19 protein-coding genes and 1 tRNA gene are annotated in these 23,131 nt (G+C 47.5%); 11 read left to right on the top strand and 9 right to left on the bottom strand.

Going from position 1 to position 23,131, the window contains the following annotated elements:
* Positions 1–304 precede the first annotated feature (304 nt).
* The 8 genes from DXD92_RS11090 to dnaA form a co-directional block, all read right to left on the bottom strand.
* Positions 305–392, bottom strand: a tRNA-Ser gene (locus DXD92_RS11090).
* Positions 393–593: 201 nt separating this feature from the next.
* Positions 594–1,298: a lysophospholipid acyltransferase family protein gene (locus tag DXD92_RS11085; protein WP_117762034.1), complete on the bottom strand. Its 705-nt coding sequence runs from the start codon at positions 1,296–1,298 to the stop codon at positions 594–596.
* 74 nt (positions 1,299–1,372) lie between these two features.
* A complete protein-coding gene (gene gyrA, locus DXD92_RS11080) occupies positions 1,373–3,880 on the bottom strand; it encodes a DNA gyrase subunit A (RefSeq protein ID WP_117762033.1) in 2,508 nt (835 codons plus the stop codon).
* 30 nt (positions 3,881–3,910) lie between these two features.
* Entirely contained in the window at positions 3,911–5,842 is a 1,932-nt protein-coding gene (gene gyrB, locus DXD92_RS11075) for a DNA topoisomerase (ATP-hydrolyzing) subunit B (protein ID WP_022462277.1), read from the bottom strand.
* Complete coding sequence (gene recF / locus DXD92_RS11070; protein WP_117802688.1) at positions 5,843–6,940, bottom strand: DNA replication/repair protein RecF; 1,098 nt, start codon at positions 6,938–6,940, stop codon at positions 5,843–5,845.
* 40 nt (positions 6,941–6,980) lie between these two features.
* The gene (locus DXD92_RS11065) at positions 6,981–7,190 is read right to left on the bottom strand and encodes an RNA-binding S4 domain-containing protein (RefSeq protein ID WP_022462275.1); all 210 of its coding nucleotides are present in this window, start codon (positions 7,188–7,190) and stop codon (positions 6,981–6,983) included.
* A gap of 122 nt (positions 7,191–7,312) precedes the next feature.
* A complete protein-coding gene (dnaN, locus tag DXD92_RS11060; protein ID WP_055225966.1) occupies positions 7,313–8,422 on the bottom strand; it encodes a DNA polymerase III subunit beta in 1,110 nt (369 codons plus the stop codon).
* Between the two features lie 342 nt (positions 8,423–8,764).
* Entirely contained in the window at positions 8,765–10,105 is a 1,341-nt protein-coding gene (dnaA, locus tag DXD92_RS11055; RefSeq protein ID WP_022462273.1) for a chromosomal replication initiator protein DnaA, read from the bottom strand.
* A gap of 707 nt (positions 10,106–10,812) precedes the next feature.
* On the opposite strand from dnaA, the gene rpmH reads away from it, so the two are divergent.
* The 9 genes from rpmH to DXD92_RS11010 all read left to right on the top strand — a co-directional run bounded on the left by rpmH (position 10,813) and on the right by DXD92_RS11010 (position 19,343).
* Complete coding sequence (rpmH, locus tag DXD92_RS11050) at positions 10,813–10,947, top strand: 50S ribosomal protein L34 (RefSeq protein WP_005952426.1); 135 nt, start codon at positions 10,813–10,815, stop codon at positions 10,945–10,947.
* A 98-nt stretch (positions 10,948–11,045) separates the two neighbouring features.
* On the top strand, positions 11,046–11,393 hold the full coding sequence (gene rnpA, locus DXD92_RS11045; protein WP_022462272.1) for a ribonuclease P protein component: 348 nt from the start codon (positions 11,046–11,048) through the stop codon (positions 11,391–11,393).
* Positions 11,390–11,599 (top strand): membrane protein insertion efficiency factor YidD, encoded by a 210-nt coding sequence (gene yidD, locus DXD92_RS11040; protein WP_022462271.1) that lies wholly within the window; start codon positions 11,390–11,392, stop codon positions 11,597–11,599. Before rnpA ends, yidD begins: the two co-directional genes overlap by 4 nt.
* A 23-nt stretch (positions 11,600–11,622) precedes the next feature.
* Positions 11,623–12,918: a YidC/Oxa1 family membrane protein insertase gene (gene yidC / locus DXD92_RS11035; protein WP_118640537.1), complete on the top strand. Its 1,296-nt coding sequence runs from the start codon at positions 11,623–11,625 to the stop codon at positions 12,916–12,918.
* A 13-nt stretch (positions 12,919–12,931) separates the two neighbouring features.
* Positions 12,932–13,756 carry an RNA-binding cell elongation regulator Jag/EloR gene (gene jag / locus DXD92_RS11030; RefSeq protein ID WP_022462269.1) on the top strand — a complete coding sequence of 275 codons (825 nt, stop codon included), beginning with the start codon at positions 12,932–12,934 and terminating at the stop codon, positions 13,754–13,756.
* Positions 13,757–13,927: 171 nt separating this feature from the next.
* Positions 13,928–15,316 carry a tRNA uridine-5-carboxymethylaminomethyl(34) synthesis GTPase MnmE gene (gene mnmE / locus DXD92_RS11025; RefSeq protein WP_118640536.1) on the top strand — a complete coding sequence of 463 codons (1,389 nt, stop codon included), beginning with the start codon at positions 13,928–13,930 and terminating at the stop codon, positions 15,314–15,316.
* Positions 15,317–15,446: 130 nt separating this feature from the next.
* Positions 15,447–17,318: a tRNA uridine-5-carboxymethylaminomethyl(34) synthesis enzyme MnmG gene (mnmG, locus tag DXD92_RS11020; protein WP_118640535.1), complete on the top strand. Its 1,872-nt coding sequence runs from the start codon at positions 15,447–15,449 to the stop codon at positions 17,316–17,318.
* Positions 17,319–17,442: 124 nt separating this feature from the next.
* Positions 17,443–18,168, top strand: coding sequence for a 16S rRNA (guanine(527)-N(7))-methyltransferase RsmG (gene rsmG / locus DXD92_RS11015; protein ID WP_117802683.1), 726 nt, complete (start codon positions 17,443–17,445; stop codon positions 18,166–18,168).
* A gap of 296 nt (positions 18,169–18,464) precedes the next feature.
* Positions 18,465–19,343 (top strand): hypothetical protein, encoded by an 879-nt coding sequence (locus tag DXD92_RS11010; protein WP_118640534.1) that lies wholly within the window; start codon positions 18,465–18,467, stop codon positions 19,341–19,343.
* Positions 19,344–19,504: 161 nt separating this feature from the next.
* Here DXD92_RS11010 and DXD92_RS11005 read toward each other — a convergent pair whose 3' ends face one another.
* Complete coding sequence (locus DXD92_RS11005; RefSeq protein ID WP_158581776.1) at positions 19,505–20,845, bottom strand: ArnT family glycosyltransferase; 1,341 nt, start codon at positions 20,843–20,845, stop codon at positions 19,505–19,507.
* A gap of 309 nt (positions 20,846–21,154) precedes the next feature.
* Between DXD92_RS11005 and DXD92_RS11000 the strand changes: the two genes are divergently transcribed.
* On the top strand, positions 21,155–22,264 hold the full coding sequence (locus DXD92_RS11000) for an ABC transporter ATP-binding protein (RefSeq protein ID WP_118640532.1): 1,110 nt from the start codon (positions 21,155–21,157) through the stop codon (positions 22,262–22,264).
* Entirely contained in the window at positions 22,261–23,124 is an 864-nt protein-coding gene (locus DXD92_RS10995; RefSeq protein WP_022462025.1) for an ABC transporter permease subunit, read from the top strand. Before DXD92_RS11000 ends, DXD92_RS10995 begins: the two co-directional genes overlap by 4 nt.
* Positions 23,125–23,131: the final 7 nt, after the last annotated feature.

Genomic DNA, 23,131 nt, shown 5'->3' with positions numbered 1-23,131 from the left:
TTTAATTATCAAGGATCTTTGCTGTTCCGACTCGGATCAGCTCATTTATTTTACCACAGAGCTTTTCGTTTGTCAAGAACTTTTTTGATTTATTTTTTGAAGTTTTTTTAACTTCTTCGCTGTTCTTTCGATCAGCAACTCGTTTATTTTATCAAACTCATTCGCTTTTGTCAAGAACTTTTTTAATTTATTTTTTGGATTAGTTTTTTCAAACCTATCACCAACTCTGCTATCTTATCAGATGTGAAACTGTTTGTCAAGAACTTTTTCCACAAAAAATATCATTTTGTTTTTGGCTTTTAAACGGAGAAGGAGGGATTTGAACCCTCGCGCCGGTTACCCGACCTACACCCTTAGCAGGGGCGCCTCTTCAGCCACTTGAGTACTTCTCCAAATGCCTAAATATAAAATGATATGTGCAGTCACTCATTCGTGACGCATGGTTTATTATACAAAAACCTTACGTTCTTGTCAACCCGTTTTTTCGAATTTTTTGTTTTTTTCTTACTATTATAGAAAATATGCCTTACAGAACCCAAATCAGCCCCCAGAATAGCAGAAAAGAGCGCATATCACGCTCTTTTCTGAAACCGCTACGCGGTTACGACGGCTTCAATTCTCTTCTTTACCATCTCGGCAATCTCTGTTGTCTTCATTCCCTGGTATTCCTCGTATGGGATCGGGTCGAGAAAATGGACTTCTACCGTTACGGGACGGACGGTATTGGAGTCAAACGGAACAAAACAGTTTTTTAACGCAACCGGCACGATTGGGCATTTTGCTTTTACTGCGATCTTGAAGCTGCCGCTTTTAAACTCCAGCAGCTGGTTTCCCTTTCTGCTCCTCGTTCCTTCCGGAAACAGAATGACGTTTTTGCCTTCTTTTACGGCATCGGCCGCCTCATTGATAACCTGCATTGACTGCCGCAGATTCTCCCGGTCCATAAACAGCGCGTGGATGCACGCAAAGACCTGTTTTAAAAACGGAATATGCTCTACCTCTTTTTTGGCAACAACTGTAAAGGTACGCGAGCACGCTCCTGCGATCGCCAGCACATCGTACAGTCCCTGGTGATTCGGATACATCACAAAACCGTCCTGCTCCGGAAGATTTTCTGCTCCATAGGATTCCACAATGACGTTTCCGCCTTTGTTCGCCCGCTGTACAATAAAGCGCAGCATTTTAAAGTGCTCTTCCAGACTGTACTTGTCCGGATGCGCTGCATGGTAACAGAGCCGGCACCACATCCACGGAACCAGAAGCAGATTCCGCAGCACCATCAGTAAAATTCGTTTCATATTTTTCTCCCCTTCCCCAAACGAGAAAAACGTGCCTGAGCTTTTTTCTCTCAGACACGTTTTGCGACGCTGTATTATTCCTTCGTTTCCTCAGAAGCACTTTCGGTCTCTTCCACCGAAACCGGAGTCTCCTCGGATGCCTCTTTGTCTCTTACCTTTGCAATGCTGGCAACCTTGATTTCACCGTCCACATCCATCAGCTTGACACCGGACGTGATACGTCCCATAACAGAAATGCCGGAGCATGGTGTACGGATAATGATTCCCTCTGTGGTAATCATCATAATCTCATTATCCTCATTGACTGCCTTGGAACCGATCAGGTTTCCGGTCTTTTCGGTAATCTTATAGCATTTGACACCCTTGCCGCCGCGGAGCTGTACGGTAAACTCTGCCATCGGCGTCCGTTTGCCCATGCCGTTTTCGGATACGACAAGGAGATAGTCTCCCTGCGTGCAGATCTGCATGCCGACTACTTCATCGCCGTCCAGAAGGTTGATGCCGCGTACACCCATGGAAACACGGCCTGTCGTACGCACATCGTTTTCCTTGAAGCGGATACACTGGCCGAATTTCGTTACCAGAATAATCTCTTTCTCGTTATCAGTTGTCTTAACTTCAATCAGTTCATCATCATCGCGGAGCGCAATGGCAGCAAGACCCGTTTTTCTGACGTTCTCGTACTCTTCGAGCGGCGTCTTCTTCACCAGTCCCTTTTTCGTTGCCATAAACAGATAATGGCCCTTCTCATATTTGCGCATTGGAATAACAGCGGTAATCTTCTCTCCCGGCTGCAGCTGGAGAAGGTTGACAATCGCCGTTCCTCTTGCGGTTCTGGACGCCTCCGGAATCTCGTATGCTTTCAGACGGTAGACTCTTCCCGTATTCGTAAAGAACATGAGGTAATGATGGGTCGTCGTCATCAGAAGCTCCTCGATGTAGTCGTCCTCGATGGTCTGCATGCCCTTGATTCCCTTGCCGCCGCGGTTCTGGCTGCGGAAGTTGTCAACGGTCATACGTTTGATATAGCCCAGTTTCGTCATGGTGATGACGGTATTCTCGCGCGGAATCAGATCCTCCATGGAGAGATCGTACTCATCAAAGCCGATGGAAGTTCTTCTGTCATCGCCGTATTTTTCGGATACGGTCAGAATCTCCCTGCGGATAACGCCAAGAAGCACCTTGCGGTCTGCGAGGATGGCTTTTAACTGCTCGATGCGCGCCATCAGCTCTTTGTACTCGTTCTCGAGCTTCTCCCGTTCCAGACCGGTCAGAGCGCGCAGACGCATGTCTACGATTGCCTGGGCCTGGGCATCACTCAGATCGAAGCGTTCCATCAGGTTCTTCTTTGCCTCTGCCGCATTCGCGGATGCACGGATGATATGGATCACTTCGTCAATATGGTCAAGCGCTTTTAAGAGTCCTTCCAGAATATGGCTTCTCTCCTGCGCTTTGTTCAGGTCGTATTTCGTTCTTCTCGTCACAACCTCTTCCTGGTGCTGCAGATAATACGTCAGCATCTCCAGAAGGTTCATGACTTTCGGCTGATTGTTTACCAGTGCAAGCATGATCACACCAAAGGTATCCTGCATCTGGGTATGTTTGTACAGCTGGTTTAAGATGACGTTTGCATTGGCGTCGCGGCGCAGTTCGATACAGATGCGCATACCCTCACGGTTGGAGTGGTCCGCAATGCCGGTGATGCCGTCGATCTTTTTATCTCTTACCAGCGCGGCGATGTTCTCGATCAGGCGCGCCTTGTTTACCATGTACGGGATCTCGGTTACGATGATCTCGCTCTTTCCGTTCGGCAGTGTCTCGATGTTTGATACCGCACGAACACGGATTTTACCGCGGCCGGTACGGTAGGCCTCGTCGATGCCGCGGGTGCCGAGGATTTCTGCTCCGGTCGGGAAGTCAGGGCCTTTTACAATGCTGAGAATCTCCTCGAGATCTGTCGTACGGTCCTCCTCGATGATATTATCAATAATTTTTACAATGGCACTTACCACCTCGCGCAGATTGTGCGGCGGGATGTTCGTTGCCATACCGACTGCGATACCGGAAGTACCGTTTACCAGAAGGTTCGGGTAGCGGGCCGGCATAACAACAGGCTCTTTTTCGGTTTCATCAAAGTTCGGGGCGAAGTCTACGGTGTCTTTGTTGATATCCGCCAGCATCTCCATCGAGATTTTGCTTAAACGTGCCTCGGTGTATCGCATAGCCGCAGCGCCGTCGCCGTCGACGGAACCGAAGTTTCCATGGCCGTCCACCATCGGATAACGGGTTGCCCAGTCCTGTGCCATGTTGACGAGTGCTCCGTAGATAGAGCTGTCGCCGTGCGGGTGATATTTACCCATCGTATCACCGACGATACGCGCGCACTTACGGTGCGGCTTATCCGGCGTATTGTTCAGTTCACTCATGGAGTACAGAATACGTCTCTGTACCGGCTTTAAGCCATCGCGGACGTCTGGAAGTGCACGGGATGCAATTACGCTCATCGCATAGTTGATGTAGGATTCCTCCATCGTGTCTTTCAGATCGACCTCGTGAATTTTATCAAAAACATTATCTTCCATCTTTTCCTCCACTTCAGTTCACAGGACTTTTTAGATATCCAGGTTGTTTGCGTATTTTGCTCTCTCTTCGATAAAGTCACGGCGCGGTTCTACCTTGTCGCCCATGAGCGTATTGAAGGTAAGATCAATTTCAGAAGAATACTCTTCATCGAACACAACGCGGCGCAGAACACGGCGTTCTGGGTCCATGGTGGTCTCCCAGAGCTGCTCCGCATCCATCTCTCCCAGTCCTTTGTAACGCTGGATCTTATTATCTCCGCGTCCGATCTCATTGAGGATCTGATTCATCTGATCGTCATCGTATGCGTACCATACTTTTTTGTTTTTCTCAATCTTGAACAGCGGCGGCTGTGCCAGGTAAACGTGGCCCTGTTTGATCAGCTCCGGCATGAAGCGGTACAGGAACGTCAGCATCAGTGTGTCGATGTGCGCGCCGTCGACATCGGCATCGGTCATGATGATGATCTTGTCGTAGCGCAGTTTGGTGATATCGAAATCGTCGTGGATTCCGGTTCCGAATGCCGTAATCATCGCTTTGATCTCGGCATTGGCATAAATTTTATCGAGACGTGCTTTCTCTACATTCAGGATTTTTCCACGCAGAGGCAGGATCGCCTGCGTTGCACGGCTTCTCGCGGATTTTGCGGAACCGCCCGCGGAATCTCCCTCGACCAGGAAGATCTCACAGTTTTTCGGATCCTTGTCGGTACAGTCTGCCAGTTTTCCAGGCAGGGACATACCGTCCAGTGCGGATTTTCTTCTCGTCAGGTCACGCGCTTTTCTTGCAGCCTCTCTCGCACGCTGGGAAAGCAGGGACTTTTCAACGATCGTTTTTGCGACAGCCGGGTTCTGCTCCAGGAACAGCTCGAGCTGAGTGCTCACGATATTGTCGACTGCTCCTCTCGCCTCGCTGTTTCCAAGTTTCTGCTTTGTCTGGCCCTCGAACTGCGGCTCCTCGATTTTGATGCTGACAATCGCCGTCATACCCTCGCGGATATCCTCTCCGGTCAGGTTCGGTTCGCTGTCTTTTAACAGTTTATTTGCTCTTGCATATTCATTAAAGGTTTTCGTCAGCGCATTCCGGAAGCCCACGATATGGGTACCGCCCTCCGGCGTCGTAATGTTGTTGACGAAACCGTACGTATTTTCCTGATAGGAATCGTTGTGCTGCATCGCAACCTCAACGAGAACGCCGTCTCTTTCTCCCTCGCAGTAGATGATGTCCGGGTAGAGCGCCGTTTTGCTCTTGTTCAGGTAGCTGACAAACTCTTTGATACCGCCCTCGTAGTGGAATGCTTTTTCCACTACCGGATCCGTGCGCAGATCGCGCAGAACAATGCGCAGTCCCTTGGTCAGAAATGCGGTCTCGCGGAGTCTTGTTTTTAAAACGTCGTAATCATAAACCGTCTCCTCGAACATCGTATCATCCGGCAGGAAACGGACCTCGGTACCTGTTTTTTCGATCGGACAGGTATCGATGACCTCCAGCTTATTCATGGTTTTTCCGCGCTCATACCGCTGGAAATAAACCTTTCCATCGTGATAAACGCGCACCTCAAGCCAGTTGGACAGCGCATTTACAACGGATGCACCAACGCCGTGCAGACCGCCGGATACCTTGTACCCTCCGCCGCCGAACTTTCCGCCTGCGTGCAGCACCGTAAAGACAACCTCAACGGCCGGAAGGCCCGACTTATGATTGATGCCGACCGGAATACCACGGCCGTCGTCGATGACGGTGATGGAGTTGTCCGGGTTAATCGTAACGTCAATATTTTTGCAGTATCCTGCCAGTGCCTCGTCTACCGAGTTGTCGACAATCTCATAGACCAGATGGTGAAGTCCCCGTGCGGAGGTACTGCCGATATACATACCTGGGCGCTTCCGTACGGCTTCCAGACCCTCCAGAATCTGAATCTGGTCTGCACCATACTCTGTCTTTTCCATGTTCTCTGTACTCATTTAGATTCCTCCTGTTTCTTTGTGAAACACAGATCCCTCGACCACCTGGAATACGCTGTTTGCCTCAAAATGATTTTCGACAAACTCGTCCAGTCCGGTACAGGTAATCAGTGTCTGTATGCTGTGAATGCTCTGCAGAAGATAATTCTGCCGGCTGCCGTCCAGCTCCGACAAAACATCATCCAGCAGTAAAACCGGTGTATCGTGAATTTCCTCCTCGACCAGACGGATCTCCGCCAATTTCAGCGAAAGCGCCGCCGTCCTCTGCTGCCCCTGGGAACCGTATTTACGGATATCAATGTCGTTGACCCGCACACAGAAATCGTCCCGGTGCGGCCCGGTGTAGGACTGTCCGAAACGCAGATCACGCTCTCTTCCGGCTTTTAACTCTTCGGAAAACGCTTCCTCGGACACATTCGGTTCATAGGTAATCAGAATCTGCTCCTTTCCTCCGGTCAGATTCTGATGGATCTCGGATAAAATATCATTCAGGCGGCTGATAAACTTTTTCCGCTCGGAAATAATGCTTTTTCCATAGCGGACCATCTGCTCATCCCAGATCTCGAGCGTATCCGCCATTCTGCCGGAAAACGAAATCTCTTTAAGCAGCTTGTTTCTCTGTGCCACCACTTTATTATAATTGGCAAGCTCGATCATGTATAGTCTTGACAATTGACAAATTTCGCTATCGAGGAAACGCCGGCGCTCCGCAGGACCGTTTTTGATGATATTCAGGTCCTCCGGAGAGAAAAACACAATATTTACAATGCCAAAAAGTTCCGACGCTTTGCGGATCGGAACTCCATCGATGGCGATTCCCTTGGATTTATTTTTTTTCAGATGCATATCGATTTTATGCGTGCTGCCGTTCCGTTCCACCATCATCCGGATATGGGCTTCTTCCCGGTCAAACTGGATGATTTCGCGGTCCTTGCTGCCGCGGTGCGATTTTGTCGTACCCGCGAGATATAAAGCCTCGAGAATATTCGTCTTTCCCTGGGCATTGTCACCGTAGAGAATATTCGTTCCGGGGCTGATATTTATGCATAAGTTTTCATAATTCCGATAGTTCTTCAGTTCTAAAGATTTGATATACATGAGCACTCGTCCGTGAAAAATCAGCTTAAGTTTTTAAGCCTTATTTTTTAATTTGTATCTCATTTCCATTGTAGCAGACAACATCTCCGTCATAGAGCTTGCGGCCGCGGCGGGTATCTACTTCACCGTTTACGGTCACTTCGCCGTCCTTGATGACGAGCTTTGCTTCCACGCCGTCTTCTACCAGAGCAGCAGCTTTTAATGCCTGGCCCAGTTTGATGTAATCTTCACGCAGCGTAATAATTTCCATTTTTTCCTCCTGCACTGCCGTGCCTTTTCCTCACGTAAGTTCGCAGTTTTCAACCTGTGTGGCTGTAAAACCGCTGAAAGTTCTTTCAGAAAAGGTTCCGGCAGATTTCAAACTTATGTGACTTATCTCACGGAATTGAAGTTTACCGGCAGAATCAGGTAGATATAGCTCTCTTCTTCGTTCCGGATAAAACATGGAGCCTTCGGGTTGACCAGATAAATCGAAATCTCCTCGTCGTCAATAACACGAAGTGCATCGATCAGGAATTTCGGGTTAAAACCGATCATAATATCCTTGCCTTCTTTGTTGATATCGATCTCTTCTTTCATGGAACCCATCGCGGAGTTGATCTGCAGTTCCATCGCTCCATCCTGGATGTCGATGATGATCGGTTTTTTGTCGCCTTCTTTGACAAGAAGCGTCGCACGGTCGATACAGCTTAAGAATTCTTTTTTGTTGATCGTCACTTTTGTCTCGTAATCACTCGAAAGCATCTGGTCGATGCGGAAATATTCACCGTCGATCAGTCTGGAAACGACCGTTGTATCATCGAACTTGAACATAATGTGGTTTTCCGAGAAGTAAATATCAATCTGATCATCCATCTCGCCGGACAGAATTTTGCTGATTTCGTTCAGGGTTTTTCCCGGAACAACGACTTTTCGGTCCGGATACGAATCTTTCAGCTCAATTCTGCGGATCGCAATACGGTGTCCGTCCAGAGATACGACGCGAAGTGTGTTATCTTTGATTTCAAAAAGCTCACCGGTCATCAGTTTGTTGTTCTCATTGGCTGCAATGGAGAAAATGGTCTGACGGATCAGTTCTTTTAAGGTGAACTGGGAAATGGAAACACAATCGGAAGTTTCGAGAATCGGCAGATAGGAAAAATCTTCTCCTGACTGTCCCGGAATGCTGAATTTTGCTTTTTCACACGTAATCGTAGTTACCAGATTTTCATCTGTTTCTATTGTAACCTGATTATCCGGAAGTTTTCTTACGATCTCAGAAAAAATCTTTGCATCCAGAGCAACAATACCGCGTTCCAAAATCATACCTGTGACGATGGTTTCGATTCCGAGTTCCATATCGTTGGAGGTAAATTTGATCACGTTGGAAGATGCATCAATCAGAATGCATTCCAGAATCGGCATGGTTGTTTTACCGGAGACAGCTTTCATAGCGATACCAACGCTTTTTACAAGGTCTGCTTTGTCAAACACTAATTTCATAATTGTGGATAACTCTCCTTTCCTCACTGCTTGGTGAGTCTGCTTATAAAGAAAAAATATAGTAAAAATCCGTAGTCTTAGTCGTAGGGGCTGTGGATATGTGGAAAACCCCGTCAAGAATGCGGAAATACTGGAAAAATCGATCTGTATAACTCTGTGAATAATCGAACGTGAACCTGTGTATGAAATGTTGATAACTTCAGGCCCCAAATTTGTCCACAATTCATCCACAGGCTTTCCACATCGGTTTGTGTATAAATAAGGGCCTGTCAACCGATGAGTTTCTTCTTATATAAATGTAAATCGTTTTTAACCGTTTTGACAGAGTTACAAAGGCTCCGCCTATTTCGACGGGTTGATCTTCTTCTTTAAGATGTCTACCGTGTTGCGGACACTGTCTTTAGCACTCATTTCCTTTTCGATCTTCTCAATGCCGTGCATGACAGTGGTATGATCGCGGTCGCCCATCATTTTTCCGATTCCGGTCAGCGGGGCATCGAGCATTTCGCGGCACAGATACATTGCGATCTGGCGCGGGAATACGATTTTGCTGCTCCGCTTGCTGCCGACAATGTCGGACGGCGTAATATCGAAGTGATCTGCAACGGTGTCGATGATAAATTCCGGCGTGATGACCTTCTTCTCGTTCGGGGAGATGATGTCGCGCAGCACCTGCTCTGCAAGATCAATGTTGATTTCACGTTTTTCAAGGTTTGCGTATGCAATGATTTTGTTGAGAGCGCCTTCCAACTCACGGATGTTCGATTTAATATTGGAAGCGATGTATTCGATCACATCGTCGCTGACGGAATAGCCGTCTAATTCCTGTTTCTTTCGGAGAATGGCGATTCGCGTCTCATAATCCGGGCTCTGGATATCGGCAAGGAGTCCCCATTCGAAACGGGAACGGATGCGGTCTTCCAGGATATCCATGTCTTTCGGGGGACGATCCGAAGAAAGGATGATCTGTTTGTTGGCGCCGTGCAGCGTATTGAAGGTATGGAAAAACTCTTCCTGCGTGGATTCCTTTCCTATAATAAACTGCACATCATCGATGAGAAGTACGTCGATATTGCGGTATTTCTCACGGAATTTGGTCATTGCGGTGTTGTTGCTGTTTCGGATAGCCTCGATGACTTCATTGGTAAATTCTTCACTCGTTACGTAGAGAATCCGCGAAGACGGGTTCTTCTGAAGAATAAAATGTGCGATCGAGTGCATCAGATGGGTTTTGCCCAGTCCAACACCACCGTATAAAAACAGCGGATTGTAGATTTCTCCCGGGGATTCGGCCACGGCGAGAGAAGCTGCATGGGCAAATTTGTTATTGCTGCCGACCACGAAGGTATCAAAGGTATACTTTGGATTCAGGTTCGGCACATAGAGATTTTTCTGGACGGGAGCAGGCGCTTTTTCCTGTTTCACTTCTTCCGGAAGAATAAAGCGGATCTCATAGTTGACACCTGTGATTTCCGCGATTGCCACTTTAATAGGAAGAGTATATTTTTTGCTCACGTAATCGAGACCCATTTTTTCGGATGGAACCAGGATTGTGATCAGATTGTCCTCAACCGAATGGATCGTAAGTGGTTCAATCCATGTAGTAAAGGAGATCTCAGATAATTCGTGCTCGTCCCGCACTCTCTGCAGTATTTCTTTCCATTTATCTTGTACGATTTCCATGCTTTTTCTGTCGCTCCGCTTCTATAATCATTGCTTTTTGGGGATAACTTCTGTCTGGAAAACGAAATTTTCCCCGAATAGTCGCATTTTTACTTCTATATGATATAATAAAATGCCGTTTTATTCAACCCAAAAATGTGGATAATTATTTTTTTATCCACAGAATGTGTAAAAAATTTTCCTGTTGATGAAATGGAGGATAGTTTGTGGATAACAGGGAATCTTATGTTGATAAAATTGTGGATAGAGGGCTGGAAAAACCGAAATGTGTAAAGTCTGGAAAATTTATATACACATTATACATGGCGTAAATACTGGAAAAATTGGAAATGCCCACAGGTTGTACACAGCAAAACCGAAAGTTATCCACAAGGTTATCCACAGATTGTGGATAATGTTGATTACGGTTACAAGATATCGTGTGGAAAGCACAAAAATCGAACTGATATTTGTACGCGTGCGGCGGACAGTGTGGATAAGTTGTGGATAAACCGAAAATCAGCACACGGAAGGCACGGGCAGCGGCAGACCGGAAAACCGCGTCAGAGCGGCATTTTTCCCGAAAAAACTGCGAAAATTATTGATTTTAGGGTTGACGAAATGGGGGTTTATGAATATAATTGAAATGATGTTTTCTGTCATACATGTAGTGAAATACTGCCTTGCAGGCAGTTATTGATTAGAATTTAAAGGAGGTGCCTTATCTTATGAAAATGACATTTCAGCCGAAAAAAAGATCCAGAGCTAAAGTTCACGGATTCAGAGCAAGAATGAGCACAAAAGGTGGAAGAAAAGTTTTAGCTGCAAGAAGATTAAAAGGAAGAAAAAAATTATCAGCATAAAACCAAAGGCCGCATAAAATTTATGTGGTCTTTTCTTCTATCTAAAGCTATTCAATGAAAAGAAAATTTAGACAAATCATGAAGGAAAGAATGGATTCATGAAATATTCGGAAAGCCTGAAAAAAAACAGAGATTTTCAGCTGGTTTATAAGCAGGGAACATCGTTTGCAAACCGATTTCTGGTCATGTATGTGAAGAAAAATCAGCTGGGACGGAACCGGATTGGAATTTCAGTAAGTAAAAAGGTTGGAAACAGCGTTGTGCGCCACCATCTGGCGAGACTGATCCGGGAGAGTTATCGTCTGCATGAAGAGGAATTTCAGTGTGGAATGGATGTAGTTGTGATCGCAAGAGTTAATGCAAAAAACTGTACGTATTTCGAGATAGAGGGAGCACTTTTGCATCTGGGAAAACTGCATCATATATTAAAGGAAACAGAAAAATGAAGACGGTATTGATAAAAGGTATCCGGTTTTATCAGAAGTACCTGTCTCCTCTGAAGAGGGTGCACTGCCCTTATACGCCGACCTGCTCGCAGTACGGGCTGGAAGCGATTCAGAAATATGGTGCTTTCAAAGGAAGTCTGCTGGCATTATGGAGAATACTGAGATGTAACCCGTTTTCACACGGAGGTTACGACCCTGTGCCGTAGATAAATAAGGAGGAAAAGACGTTTTGGATATCGTACTGAGTAAATCAACGTGGCCGATTATCGGGTGGGTATGCCAGATCCTCGGCTGGCTGATCAATGGAATTTATTTTTGTCTGGAAAAAATTGGAATTCCGAATATCGGTATTGCGATTATTCTGTATACGATTATCATTTATCTCGTTCTGACGCCGCTTCAGATCAAGCAGCAGAAGATGTCGAAGATGATGAGCGTAATGCAGCCGGATCTGCAGAGAATTGAAAAGAAATATCAGAACAAAAAAGACCAGGCTTCTCAGATGAAAAAATCTGAAGAAACCATGGCAGTTTATCAGAAATACGGTGTCTCCCCGACAGGAAGCTGCAGTACACTGCTGATTCAGATGCCGATTCTGCTTGCACTGTACCAGGTTATCTATCATATTCCGGGATATATCGGAAGTGTCCGCAATGTATTCCAGGGACTGACAACACAGATGATGGGTGTATCAGGATATTCTGATATCCTGACACAGTTTATCACAGATAACCGTGTTACCATGTACAGTAAAGTAAGTGAAACATTAACCGAAAATAACCTTCTGGACATGTTTTATGTGCTGAAACCGTCCCAGTGGACGAAGCTGGCCGACATCAGCGAGTTCTCCGATATTGCGGATACCATTACAAAAACCGCCGCGGAGTCCAAGCATATCAACATGTTCCTTGGATTTAATATCACACAGTCTCCGATGGATGTCATCCGCGAGGGTATGGCAAACGGATCTGCGCTTCTGATTGCAGGAGCAATTCTGGTGCCGGTTCTGGCATGGTTTACCCAGTGGCTGAACTACAAGCTGATGCCGCAGGCACCATCTTCCAACAACGGAAATAAGACAGCAAACTCCATGGAAAATTCCATGAAGACCATGAACACGGTAATGCCTGTTTTCTCCGCATTTATGTGTTTATCATTCTCCATCGGTATTGGTATTTACTGGATCGCCGGTGCGCTCGTTCGAAGTGTACAGCAGGTTATCATCAACCGCCATATGTCCTCGATCGACATGGATGAGGTGATCCGCAAAAACCAGGAAAAAGCTGCAAAGAAGAGAGAAAAAGCCGGCCTTCCGCCGCAGAAAATCACACAGGCTGCAACGCAGAGTGTGCGTAATATTCAGGTACAGGAGAACGAAGAGCCGTCTGCTGAGGAAAAAGAGGCAGCAAGAAAGGCTTCGACTGAGTATTACAACAGCAATCAGGAATACCGCGCCGGAAGCATCGCTGCGAAAGCAAACATGGTAAAACAGTTTGATGAAAAGAACAGCAAAAAGAAAAAATAGGGGGTAAATCTTTATGGAGTTTATCGAAGTATCCGCAAAAACCGTGGACGACGCCATTACAAAAGCCTGCATCGAGCTTCAGGCTGCCAGCGATAAACTGGAGATCCAGGTCATCAGCGAAGGCAGTTCCGGATTCTTTGGAATCGGAAGTAAACCGGCTGTGATCCGTGCCGCTGTAAAAGCCGCACCGGAAAAAGAACCGGAAGCACCCCAGAAACCAGAGAAAAAAGAGGCAGCTCCTGCACCGGTAAAAGAAGCGCCGAAAAAAGAAGCTGTAAAGAAAGAAACGGAAAGAAAATCTGCTCCGCGTCAGGCAGAAACTGCAAGACGCTCCGAGCCAAGAGAAGAGCGTGAAGTAGTTCAGAGAACAGACGAGGAAATCGCCCAGATCAAGGCAACGGCACTTGAGTTCTTAAGCGGCGTGTTCAAAGCCATGGAGCTCCCGGTTGAGATCCAGATGGAGTACAATGCCGAGAATGGTTCTCTTGAAGTTGATTTTGCCGGTGAGGATATGGGCATCCTGATCGGAAAAAGAGGACAGACGCTGGATTCCCTTCAGTATCTGACCAGCCTTGTAGTCAATAAAGAGCAGAAGGATTACGTTCGTGTCAAACTTGATACGGAAAATTACCGCAAGCGCAGAAAAGAAACACTGGAAAACCTGGCAAGAAACATCGCTTACAAAGTGAAAAAGACCAGAAGACCGGTTTCTTTGGAGCCGATGAATCCTTATGAGAGAAGAATCATCCACTCTGCATTGCAGGGAAATAAATTTGTGGAGACCTACAGCGAGGGCAGCGAGCCATATCGTCACGTTGTTGTAGCGCCGAAACGATAAGAAAGCGTAAAAAATATGCAAAAAGACGGTACCTGTGTAAAATACGGGGTACCGTCTTTTCTGGTTTTCTGATAAAATGGAACTATTCAGAGCCATGCGAAAGGAAAGAAAAAATGTGGATCTGAATATTGGGATCCCCAAAAAGAGAGGTTTTAGAAAGGACTGGAAACAATGGCAGGATTTCATTTGGATGATACAATTGCCGCAGTGTCCACAGCGATGGCGCCGGCGGGAATTGGTATTGTAAGAATCAGCGGAAACGATGCGTTCGAAGTGGCAGATCGCGTATTCCGTGCAAAAAAAGAAGGAAAACAGCTTTCTACGGTCAAATCGCACACCATTCATTATGGCTGGATTACCGAAGGAGAGGAAGTGATTGATGAGGTTCTTGTCATGGTAATGAAAGGACCGAAAACATATACAGGTGAGAATACCGTCGAAATCGACTGTCACGGCGGTGTGCTGGCGGTAAAAAAGGTGCTTGAGGCAGTCTTACATGCGGGCGCGCGGGCGGCAGATCCGGGCGAGTTTACGAAACGGGCGTTTCTGAACGGAAGAATGGATCTGACGCAGGCCGAAGCGGTCATGGATGTCATTTCGGCGAAAAGTGCCTATGCCTTAAAAAGCTCCGAGAGCCAGCTTCGCGGAACGGTGAAAAAGGCGATCCGGGCAATCCGCAAGAAGCTGATTTACGAGATCGCATTTATTGAGTCGGCGCTCGATGACCCGGAGCACATCAGCCTGGACGGGTATCCAAAGCGGCTGGCCCAGGTTGTTGCGGAGCAGAAAAAGCAGGTGGAAAAGCTGCTTGCATCTGCGGATGAGGGCAAGATGATCCAGGAGGGCATCAAGACGGTGATCCTTGGAAAACCGAATGCCGGAAAATCATCGCTTTTAAATCTGCTGGCAGGCGAGGAAAAAGCGATTGTGACGGATATCGCCGGAACGACACGCGACGTGCTCGAGGAAAATCTGGTCTTAAAGGGCATTTCCCTTCGGATTCTGGATACGGCGGGGATCCGAAAAACGGCGGATACGGTCGAGAAAATCGGTGTGGATCGTGCTTTGGAGCATGCAAAGGACGCAGATCTGATTCTCTATGTGGTGGATGCATCCGTGCCGCTCGATGAGAATGATGCAAAAATCATGGAAATCCTGAAAGGGCGCAAGGCGATTGTGCTGCTGAATAAGTCGGATCTGACTGCGGTGATCGAAAAAGAGGAGATGGAGCAAAAGACAGGCGCTCCGGTCATCAGCATTTCCGCGCGGGAAGAGACGGGTATGGAAGAGCTGGAGGAACAGATGAAAAAGATGTTTTTCCAGGGCGAAATTTCGTTCAACGATGAGGTTTACATCACGAATGCGCGCCACAAGCAGGCGCTTCTTGCAGCAAAAAAGAGTCTGGAACTGACGGCAGAAAGCATCGAAATGGGTATGCCGGAGGATTTCTTTTCCATTGATCTTATGAATGCGTATGAGGAGCTGGGTTCGATCATCGGTGAAGCGGTGGGAGAGGACCTTGTGAATGAGATTTTCAGCAAGTTCTGTACAGGTAAATAAAGGCAGCAAATGCAGATTACGAAGATCTGCCGGAATAGAGTTACAAGGAACGACAGCCGGATTTTGACAGAGTAGAAAAAGCTTAAGGCAAAATTCAAAGCTGTAGATAGAGAAAGAGGATAAAAGAAAAATGGCAGTTTTAGAAGAAACAATTGATATTGCCGTCATCGGCGCAGGCCATGCGGGATGCGAGGCAGCGCTTGCGGCAGCGCGGATGGGGCTGGAAACGGTTGTATTTACGGTAAGTGTCGACAGCATCGCCATGATGCCGTGCAACCCGAATATCGGAGGCACGTCGAAGGGACACCTCGTAAAAGAAATCGATGCGCTCGGCGGCGAGATGGGTAAAAATATTGACAAAACGTTTATTCAGTCGAAAATGCTGAATCAATCGAAGGGACCGGCGGTGCATTCGCTGCGTGCGCAGGCGGATAAGCGGGCGTACAGCCAGTCGATGCGCGAGGTTCTTGAAAATACCGATCATCTGACGATCCGCCAGATGGAGATTGCGGAGCTGATCGTGGAAGACGGTGTTCTGACGGGTGTAAAGGCCGTTTCCGGCGCGGTTTACCACTGTAAGGCTGCCGTCCTCTGTACCGGCGTTTATCTGAATGCACGGTGCATTTACGGCGATGTGAGCACGTATACCGGCCCGAACGGCCTGCAGGCGGCGACGCATCTGACGGATTCCCTGAAAGCGAACGGCGTGGAGATGGTGCGTTTTAAAACAGGAACACCGGCGCGTATTGACAAGCGGAGCATTGACTTTTCGAAAATGGAAGAGCAGTTTGGCGATGAGCGCGTTGTGCCGTTCTCATTCTCGACCGATCCGGAGAGCGTACAGATCGATCAGGAATCCTGCTGGCTGACGTATACGAATGAAGAAACGCACAAAATTATCCGCGAAAACCTCGACCGGTCGCCGCTGTATTCCGGCATGATCGAGGGAACAGGCCCGCGGTACTGTCCATCCATTGAAGATAAAGTTGTAAAATTTGCCGATAAAAACCGCCATCAGGTGTTCCTGGAGCCGGAGGGACGATACACGAACGAGATGTACGTCGGCGGCATGTCAAGCTCGCTGCCGGAGGATGTGCAGATTGCGATGTATCACACCGTGCCGGGCCTGGAACACGCGAAAATCGTGCGGAATGCGTATGCGATCGAGTACGACTGCATCAACCCGAGACAGCTTCTGCCGTCCCTCGAGTTCAAGGCGATCAAAAATCTGTTTTCCGGCGGCCAGTTTAACGGTAGTTCGGGATATGAAGAGGCTGCGGCACAGGGTCTGATCGCAGGTATCAACGCAGCGCTTTGCGTACAGGGAAAAGAGAAATTGGTGCTCGACCGTTCGGAGTCGTATATCGGCGTTCTGATCGACGACCTTGTGACGAAAGAGAACCATGAGCCGTACCGTATGATGACGAGCCGCGCGGAATACCGTCTGCTGCTCCGTCAGGACAACGCGGATCTGCGTCTGCGCAAATACGGCTACCGCGTGGGTCTGATCAGCGAGGAGCAGTATGAGGCACTGAAAGTAAAAGAACAGCGGATTCAGGAAGAGATTGAGCGCGTGGAGAATACGTATGTGGGAACGAGCTCGAACATCAATGAGCTTCTGGAAGAGTATGGATCAACGCTGCTTTCCGGCGGAAGTTCGCTCGCAGAGCTGATCCGCCGACCGGAGCTGAATTATAAGATGCTGGCGGAAGTAGATCCGAAAAGACCCAAGCTGCCGGAGGATGTGCAGGAGCAGGTCAACATCAACATCAAGTACGACGGCTACATTAAGCGCCAGATGAAGCAGGTGGAGCAGTTTAAAAAGATGGAAGAGAAGAAGATCCCGGAGAACATCAATTACGACGAGATCCAGAGCCTGCGCATCGAGGCGAAACAGAAGCTGAACCTGTACCGCCCGATCAACATCGGCCAGGCGTCCCGTATTTCAGGCGTTTCCCCGGCGGATATTTCGGTTCTGCTGGTGTATCTGGGACATAAATAAATGGCAGATATGCATGCCTGAATTACGTTCTTATGCAGCGAAACAGCAAGTGCTTTCGCGCTGCGTGGATCGTAACAAAAAGTGCAGCGGGCACTTGGAAGAATAGAGAAGAACGGAGAACAACATGAAAGAATACAATCTTGAAGGATTTGAGCGCGGCCTTTTTGAGCTTGGAATCACACTTTCCGAGGAGCAGAAGACGCAGTTTCTGCAGTATTACGAGCTGCTGGTGGAGTGGAATTCGTTTATGAATCTGACGGCGATTACGGAGTTCGATCAGGTGATTACGAAGCATTTTCTCGACAGTCTGTCGCTGGTGAAGGTCTGTGATGTGGCACAGGCGGGACGCATTCTCGACGTGGGAACGGGAGCCGGTTTTCCGGGAATCCCGCTGAAAATCGCGTTTCCGGAGGTGGAAGTTGTACTGCTGGATTCACTGAATAAGAGAGTGAAATTCCTGAATGAGGTGATCGGACAGCTTGGCCTTTCGAAAATCACGGCGGTTCACGGAAGAGCCGAGGATTTCGCACGCCAGAAGGATTACCGGGAGCAGTTTGATCTCGTGGTATCACGCGCGGTGGCGAATTTAAGCTCGCTTTCGGAGTACTGTCTGCCGTATGTGAAGGTGGGCGGACGGTTTGTTTCGTATAAATCGGGCAAATTGAATGAGGAGCTTGCCGCAGCTCAAAAAGCGATTCATGTGCTCGGCGGCGAAGCAAAAGAGCCGGTCTATTTCCAGCTTACGGGAACCGAGGATGAGCGATCGTTTGTCTGCATCAAGAAGGGGAAGGCAACGCCGAAGAAGTATCCGAGAAAAGCGGGAACACCGGCGAAGGAGCCGATTCAGTAAAGAATAGATTTTTTGAGAAAGCTAAAAAAGAAACAAAAGTGTAAAAGGTGAAATCAGAAGAGATTGTTATGCCGAGTAAGTTGGCATAATAACCTCTTCTGATTTTTTATGTATATATACGATTAAATGTCTGGAAAATTACACTTTTGAGCAAAAAAACAATTCTCCTATTTGCAGTATTTTGCGCTGAATATTTTGTGAAAATATGATAATTGTTAAAAAAATTATATCAGTGTATGATGAGATAAATAGATCAATTGTGAAACGTAAAAGAAAATATGATAGGGGGGAATGGCATGAGGAAAATATTAAAAATATTTGTTTGCTTCATTGGAATTATGATATCAGCATCTACTGTATCGGCATCTAAACTTGAAATACTATCGGAATCTGAAGATTATGAAAAAATAGTTGAGCTGGCTGATGAAATTGTGTCTGTTACAAATGGAGGACCTGTTGAGGATCCGTTTGAGGAGGGAATCCGTGTATCGGATATTGATTTTGATAATGCATTAAAAGAGTATATTGATACGCCACTTTTGACCTCAGAACTTCTTTCTGTGTCCGAAGTAGAAAGCGCGTTAGAACAAAGCGATTATATTTGGATTATCCCGATTAGAGCATATGGACATTTGTATGAAGCATGTGCGGTAAGGGCAAATGGGGAAGATGGACAACCGATTGATCAATGGCACATAAGTGGAGCCAGAGGATATGAATTAGACGATACGCCGACCTATATAGAACAATTAAATATTTCACTTGCTGCAAATTCAGATATTGTATGGGACAATTATAAATTTCGACTTGTTGGAGGAGTAGATCCGATTCGTTTTCCGGTCTGGATTGCATTAAATGAAACGCAAGTGGAGTATCTGATACCGGGACGTGAAGATGCTGCAGCGTGTCTTACAGACAGTTCGGAAATAGCGGAAGATAGACTTGATGGTGAAGAAGAATTCCATGCATATAGTTATGCTGCGGTTGTTGCCGCAGTTGCTGATTCGTCTTATATCGAAACTGACGATGCACAAGGAGGAACCAATATTGTCCTTGATGTTGCAAATCAGCCGGTGAAACATCAAAATAAGATGTTGGTAATTATTTTAGGAATTGGGATTCTGGCAGTTGGTATTATAGCTGGTTTGGCAATTAAAAGGAAACAAAGAAAGTGAAAGGGAAGCCCGGATGAAACATATCTAAAAACGAAAAGCTTGTAACGAAGAAACAGGTGCTATCTGAGAAAAAGAGACAGCACCTGTTTTTTATAGAAATTCCGGAAAATAATGCCAAAAATTCAGCACGGCAGAACGTGAATTACTGCGTTACAAATTTTTTATACACAGCAGCCCGGAATCAGAAATCCGATGTAGCTGATGAGGAACAGTACCAGCCAGATCGTTCCAGGCAGGAGTGTCAGATGGCAGGAGGCGCGCTTCCACTCGGCGGGAAGTTTCGCGGTGAGAGAAGAGTAGCCGTCGTCGATCCAGATCATCAGAGGGACGAGCGCCGGCATCAGGTAACGGCCCTGCGATTGGTAGTCGCTGAAATACGTGTTGTACATGTCCATGAACAGCGTGACCAGGCAGGCGAGGAACAGCATCACAAAGAGGAGAAGCTGCGGCTTTTTGTGGAACCAGTGCGGAACCATGCCGAGGAACAAAAACACTAGGAATCCGAATGCCATCAGGGCGCCGTACAGCAGATAAAGCACCATCGGGAGATGGACGGTCATGTAGGAGAACGAGCCGATGAAGCTGCTGACGGTCGAGAACAGCCAGTTGGAGGTGCGGCCCTCCGGGGTCTGTAAATACGTCTGCTGGAAGTTCCAGCCTTCGGATGCCGGGGTCTGACGATTCTCTGGTTTGTATTCATCGGCTGCGTACAGCGCTGCGGATTCATTCGAGGTGCGCATGCCGAGCAGATCGCCGTCGTGGATGACGGCATTGCGGATGAAGAACCAGCCGCCGATCAGGAAGGCGATAGCGAAAACAGCCAGCGCTTTGACAAAAATTTCTTTTGCCGGTTTCCGGAAATGAATCATCAGCGCGAAGAACAGCAGAATGCTGCACAGCAGGTACGCGTAGGCGTTATAGTACGACAGCGCGCAGAGTCCGCAGCCTGCTCCCAGGCCGATACAGTCTTTTTTGCAGAATGCGCTTTTCATGCCGCGAATCCAGAAATAGATGATCAGTGCGACCGTGAAAACGGCGAACGAGTCGTTGTTCACATAGCAGGAGAGGAACACAAACTGCGGCAGAAAACCGACGAAAATACCGCCGAGCAGTGCGGATTCGCGCCGTTCAAAGAGCTCTTCGCCGATCAGAAACACAACGATCAGTGTGCCGGTGCCGGAAAGGACGCTGGTGAGGCGAGCGGCAGTTAAAAGAGCCGCTGCACTTTTCGTAAACAGCGATGTAATGGCCATAAACACGGAGCTGATGATCGCGGTCAGATACGGATACAGCGCATAGGAGAATCCCCACAGCGGATGGCGCACCGATTCTTCCATGCCGTTCGGCAGTGTGTGGTGTGAGACGATGTATTCCGGAATCAGCATCCGCATCGCCTCATCGGGGGCGTGTTCGGTTTTCAGGAAAATCGAGGTGCCAAAAGAGATGCAGAAAAAGCTGAAAATCAGCATATACTTGGCCCAGTAGTAGTCTTTTTTATTCATAGAGTCTCCTAAAATCTCCAGTCCCGGACGGGAAAAGTCCGGCGTAATGTTTCGCGGCGGAACAAAAATGGAAAAGCGTCCGTCCGCGGATACGTTATAGTATACATGATTCTTATGGTAAAAGAAATTGATTTTTCGTCGAAAAACAAACAAACTGCTCCATGGCTTCACCGTTTTTTCACAAATTTTCCAGCAAATTATCACATTTTCAGAATAAGATAAAGTGTCTTTAGAAAATGAGAGCATCTCCGGCTCTTTCACCCCCAAGGGCGGGCTGGGACTGCTTTAAGAAACAAGGAGGAAGGAACATTGATAGAGGTTAAAAACCTGGTGAAACGCTATGGCGACCACGTAGCTGTCAACAACCTGAGTTTTACCGTAGAAGAAGGCCAGATCTATGGTTTCCTTGGCCCAAACGGTGCCGGAAAATCAACGACCATGAACATCATCACCGGTTATCTGGCATCTACGGAGGGCGAGGTGCTGATCAACGGGCACAACATCCTGGAGGAGCCGGAGGAGGCAAAAAAATGCATCGGCTATCTGCCGGAGCTGCCGCCGGTCTACACGGACATGACCGTTCTGGAATATCTGAAATTCGTGGCGGAATTAAAGAAAATTCCAAAGGATCAGAGAAAGAAACAGATTCTTGAGGTCATGAATCTGGTGAAGATCACCGATATGCAGAACCGTCTGATCAAGAATCTGTCGAAAGGATACCGACAGAGGGTCGGACTGGCACAGGCAGTGCTCGGTTATCCGCCGATCATCATCCTCGATGAGCCGACGGTAGGCCTGGATCCCAAGCAGATCATTGAGATCCGCGACCTGATCAAATCACTGGGTAAAAAACATACCGTTATCTTAAGTTCCCACATCCTCTCCGAGGTCAGCGCCGTCTGCGATTACGTCATGATTATCGCAAAGGGACAGCTTGTTGCGAGCGACACCCCGGAAAACTTAAGTAAACTGATGCTTGGATCGAACACGGTTACATGTACCGTTCACGGAACGAGAAAGCAGCTGGTTCCGGCGCTTAGTGCGCTCGATGCAAAAGAGATCCAATATGAAAATACGCCGAATGAGGAGCAGATTAAGGTAAAAATTACCACTGAAAAGGATAGGGATATCCGCGAGGAGCTGTTCTATGCACTGGCAAAGGCCAACTGTCCGATCCTCGAGCTGACTTCCTCCTCGATGTCTCTGGAAGATGTCTTCCTGGAGCTGACCGATGATTCCGGAATGGCTGCAAGAAAGCTGAAAAAAGCAGAGAAAGAACAGCTGAAGCAAAAAGAACGTGAAAAAGAATGTGAACCAGAAGCAGACAAAACGGCTGTCGGGGAAACGTCTGAAGAAAAAAGCACAGATGCAGCGGAATCAGCCGCTGAAACAAAACAGGAGGAGGGAGACGCACAATGACGGCGATTTATAAAAAAGAGTTAAAAAGCTATCTGACAAGCATGATCGGATATCTGTTTATGGCGTTTACTCTGGCGCTGTTCGGCCTGTATTTTACGGCCATCAACCTGCAGCAGGGTTACCCGGAGATCGGATACGCGCTGCAGAATTCCGCATTTATTCTGCTGATCGCAGTACCGGTTCTGACAATGCGTGTCCTGTCGGAGGAGCAGAAAAATAAGACGGATCAGCTGCTCCTTACCGCACCGGTAAAAATTTCCGATATTATCCTTGGAAAATATCTGGCACTTCTCACCATTTATGTGATTCCAGTGCTGATTATGTGCCTGTATCCGCTGCTTCTTGGAACCCACGGAACAGTTTCCTACGCTGTATCCTACACTTCGATCCTTGGCTATTTCCTGCTGGGAGCAGCCTATATTTCGGTCGGTGTGTTCGTTTCCTCCATCACCGAGAGCCAGGTCATCGCAGCCGTTGTCGGCTTTGTGATCCTGTTCCTGTGCTACGTGGAGAGCGGTATCGCAAACTTCTTCCCGGAAGGAGCCGGAAGCTCTTTCTTTGCTTTCTTTATCATCATTGCACTGGTATGCCTCTGGATCGGCAGTATGATTAAAAACCCGATCATTACAGGTGTGATTGCCGTGATCGGCGAAGGCGCGCTGACGGCAGTTTACTTTACAAAATCCACCCTTCTCGAGGGCAAAATCCAGGATCTGCTCGGTGTATTCAACATGGCAGGCCATATGGATAACTTTGTGAACGGTATTCTGGACATTGGCGGTGTTGTTTACTACCTGTCCGTCATTGCAATCTGCACTTTCCTTGCAATGCAGTCCCTGCAGAAGAAACGCTGGAATTAGGAGGTGG

The sequence above is a fragment of the Blautia sp. TM10-2 genome (genome assembly GCF_003480845.1).
Classification (GTDB): Bacteria; Bacillota; Clostridia; order Lachnospirales; family Lachnospiraceae; genus Fusicatenibacter; species Fusicatenibacter saccharivorans.
This window is presented reverse-complemented; position numbering and strand designations above follow the sequence as displayed.